We start from the raw sequence: 3126 nt of genomic DNA, 5'->3' as shown, positions 1-3126 counted from the left end.
ATTTTCATTCCGCGTGAGATCGAAACGAACGAGCCGCGTGTCGCGGCGTCCGCCGACACCGTAAAACGGCTGGTCGGCTTGGGCTTCGATGTCATCGTCGAAGCGGGCGCTGGCAGCTTGTCGCGCATTCCCGACGCCGATTTCACCGCCGCCGGCGCGGCGATCGGCAAGGCGGCCGATGCCGGCAGGGCCGATGTGGTGCTGAAGGTGCGCCGGCCGAATGAAGCCGAGCTCAAGGGCTACAAGGCGGGCGCGGCGGTGCTGGCCATCATGGACCCCTATGGCAACGATGCCGCGATCGCGGCTCTCGCCAGGGCCGGGGTGACGGCGTTCGCCATGGAGCTGATGCCGCGCATCACCCGCGCGCAGGTGATGGACGTGCTGTCCAGCCAGGCCAATCTCGCCGGCTATCAGGCGGTGATCGACGGGGCGGCGGAATATGACCGGGCGCTGCCGATGATGATGACGGCCGCCGGCACGGTGCCCGCCGCCAAGATCTTCATCATGGGCGTCGGGGTGGCCGGCCTGCAGGCGATCGCCACGGCACGGCGGCTTGGCGCGATCGTCACGGCAACCGACGTGCGCCCCGCCGTCAAGGAACAGGTTCAGTCGCTCGGCGCCAAATTCCTGGCGGTCGAGGACGAAGAGTTCAAGGCGGCCGAGACCGCCGGCGGCTACGCCAAGGAGATGTCGAAGGAATACCAGGCCAAGCAGGCGGCGCTGACCGCCGAGCACATCGCCAGGCAGGACATCGTCATCACCACGGCGCTGATCCCCGGCCGGCCGGCGCCGAAGCTGGTGTCGGCGGCGATGATCGCCTCGATGAAGCCGGGTTCGGTGATCGTCGATCTGGCGGTCGAGCGCGGCGGCAATGTCGAGGGCGCGGTGGCCGGCAAGGTCGTCACCACCGCCAACGACGTCAGGATCGTCGGCCATCTCAACGTCCCGGGCCGGGTCGCCGCTTCGGCCTCGCTGCTTTATGCCAAGAACCTGTTCGCCTTTCTGGAAACCATGATCGACAAGGGCGCCAAGAGCCTGGCGATCAATCGCGACGACGAACTGGTCAAGGCGACGATGCTGACCGATGGCGGCCGGGTGGTGCATCCCAACTTCGCCAATGCCGCGCCGGCTCCGGCCGCGAGCGCATCGGGCGCCGCCAAGGCTTCCGTGCCGGCCGAGGGGGCCGCGCCGAAGAAGGTTGCGCCGAAGAAGGTTGCGGCCAGGAAACCGGCAGCGGCGAAAAGGCCCGCCGCCAAGCCGGCGCCAGCCAGCCAGGCCAAGGGGGACGCGTGATGGAAGAAAAGACCGCTCTCGAACAGGCGCTCGACCAGCTCGAGCAGGCCGTCGCCGGCGTGCGCCTTGCCTTCGGCGACCTCGACAAGGCCGAGGCCGTGGCAACGCCGGTGGGCGATGCGGCGCATGCGCTTTCGGGCGGGGCGATCGATCCTTTCGTGTTCCGCTTCGCCATCTTCGTGCTGGCGATCTTCGTCGGCTATTACGTGGTGTGGTCGGTGACGCCGGCCTTGCACACGCCGCTGATGGCGGTCACCAACGCCATCTCCTCGGTCATCGTCGTCGGCGCCCTGCTGGCGGTCGGCATTTCGGCGGCGGGGCTCGCCACCGGCTTCGGCTTCGTGGCTTTGGTGCTTGCCTCCGTCAACATCTTCGGCGGCTTCCTCGTCACCCAGCGCATGCTGGCCATGTACAAGAAGAAGGACAAGTGACGTGAACGCCAACTTCGCCTCCTTCCTCTATCTGGTTTCCGGCATCCTGTTCATCCTGGCGCTGCGCGGCCTGTCGCATCCGACGACCAGCCGGCAGGGCAACATCTACGGCATGATCGGCATGGGCATCGCCATCGTCACGACGCTGGCGCTGGCGACGCCCTCGATCGGCGCGCTCGGCCTGATCGTGCTCGGCATCGCCATCGGCGGCAGCCTCGGTGCGATGATTGCCAAGCGCATCGCCATGACGGCGATGCCGCAGCTGGTTGCCGCCTTCCACAGCCTGGTCGGCCTGGCGGCGGTGATGGTGGCGGCCGCCGCCATCTATGCGCCGGAGAGCTTCGGCATCGGCGCGATCGGCGCCGTGCACGGTCAGGCGCTGATCGAGATGAGCCTTGGCGTCGCCATCGGCGCCATCACCTTCACCGGTTCGGTCATCGCCTTCCTCAAGCTCGACGGCCGCATGTCGGGCAAGCCGATCCTGCTGCCGGCGCGCCATGTGATCAATGCCGGGCTCGGCATCGCGCTCGCGGTGCTCATCGTGCTTTTGGTCACCACGCAGAGCACGACGATCTTCTGGCTGATCGTCATCGCCTCGCTGGCGCTTGGCGTTCTGCTGATCATCCCGATCGGCGGCGCCGACATGCCGGTCGTGGTGTCGATGCTCAACTCCTATTCCGGCTGGGCGGCGGCGGCGCTCGGCTTCACGCTCGGCAATCTGGCGCTGATCATCACCGGCGCGCTGGTCGGCTCGTCCGGCGCGATCCTGTCCTACATCATGTGCAAGGGCATGAACCGCTCGTTCATCTCGGTCATTCTCGGCGGCTTCGGCGGCGAGACCGCCGCGGCCGGCGGCGATGACGGCATCGAGCGTACGGTCAAGCAGGGCTCGGCCGACGACGCCGCCTATCTGATGATGAACGCGCAGAAGGTCATCATCGTGCCGGGCTACGGCATGGCGGTGGCGCAGGCCCAGCATGCGCTGCGCGAAATGGCCGACAAGCTGAAGGCCAACGGCGTCGAGGTCAAATACGCCATCCATCCGGTGGCCGGCCGCATGCCCGGTCACATGAACGTGCTCCTGGCCGAGGCCAACGTGCCCTATGACGAGGTGTTCGAGCTCGAAGACATCAACAGCGAGTTCGCCCAGGCCGACGTGGCTTACGTCATCGGCGCCAACGACGTCACCAACCCGTCGGCCCGCGACGACAAGAACTCGCCGATCTACGGCATGCCGATCCTCGAGGTCGACCGCGCCCGCACCTGCCTGTTCGTCAAGCGCTCGCTCGGCTCCGGCTATGCCGGCATCGACAACACGCTGTTCTACAAGGACGGCACCATGATGCTGCTCGGCGACGCCAAGAAGATGACCGAGGAAATCGTCAAGGCTTTCGATCACTGA

3 protein-coding genes are annotated in these 3126 nt (G+C 66.9%); all 3 read left to right on the top strand.

All coding sequences use genetic code 11. The features are described from left to right. On the top strand, positions 1 to 1293 hold a 1293-nt coding region (locus tag ACLKMW_RS26305; RefSeq protein ID WP_415727477.1), incomplete at its 5' end, for a Re/Si-specific NAD(P)(+) transhydrogenase subunit alpha. Continuing rightward, positions 1293 to 1724: an NAD(P) transhydrogenase subunit alpha part 2 gene (locus ACLKMW_RS26300; protein WP_415727475.1), complete on the top strand. Its 432-nt coding sequence runs from the start codon at positions 1293 to 1295 to the stop codon at positions 1722 to 1724. The genes ACLKMW_RS26305 and ACLKMW_RS26300, both read left to right, overlap by 1 nt. A 1-nt stretch (position 1725) precedes the next feature. Further along, the gene (locus tag ACLKMW_RS26295) at positions 1726 to 3126 is read left to right on the top strand and encodes an NAD(P)(+) transhydrogenase (Re/Si-specific) subunit beta (RefSeq protein ID WP_415727474.1); all 1401 of its coding nucleotides are present in this window, start codon (positions 1726 to 1728) and stop codon (positions 3124 to 3126) included.

This window comes from Borborobacter xinjiangensis (assembly GCF_047739745.1).
In the GTDB taxonomy this organism is placed as follows: domain Bacteria; phylum Pseudomonadota; class Alphaproteobacteria; order Rhizobiales; family Rhizobiaceae; genus Pseudaminobacter.
The sequence above is the reverse complement of the archived record's forward strand: the minus strand, read 5'-3'. Positions and strand labels throughout refer to the sequence as shown.

What these genes read in the sequence shown, in the direction of transcription:
- ACLKMW_RS26300 (WP_415727475.1), top strand. Translation starts at nt 1,293, where the DNA reads ATGGAAGAAAAGACCGCTCTCGAACAGGCGCTCGACCAGCTCGAGCAG.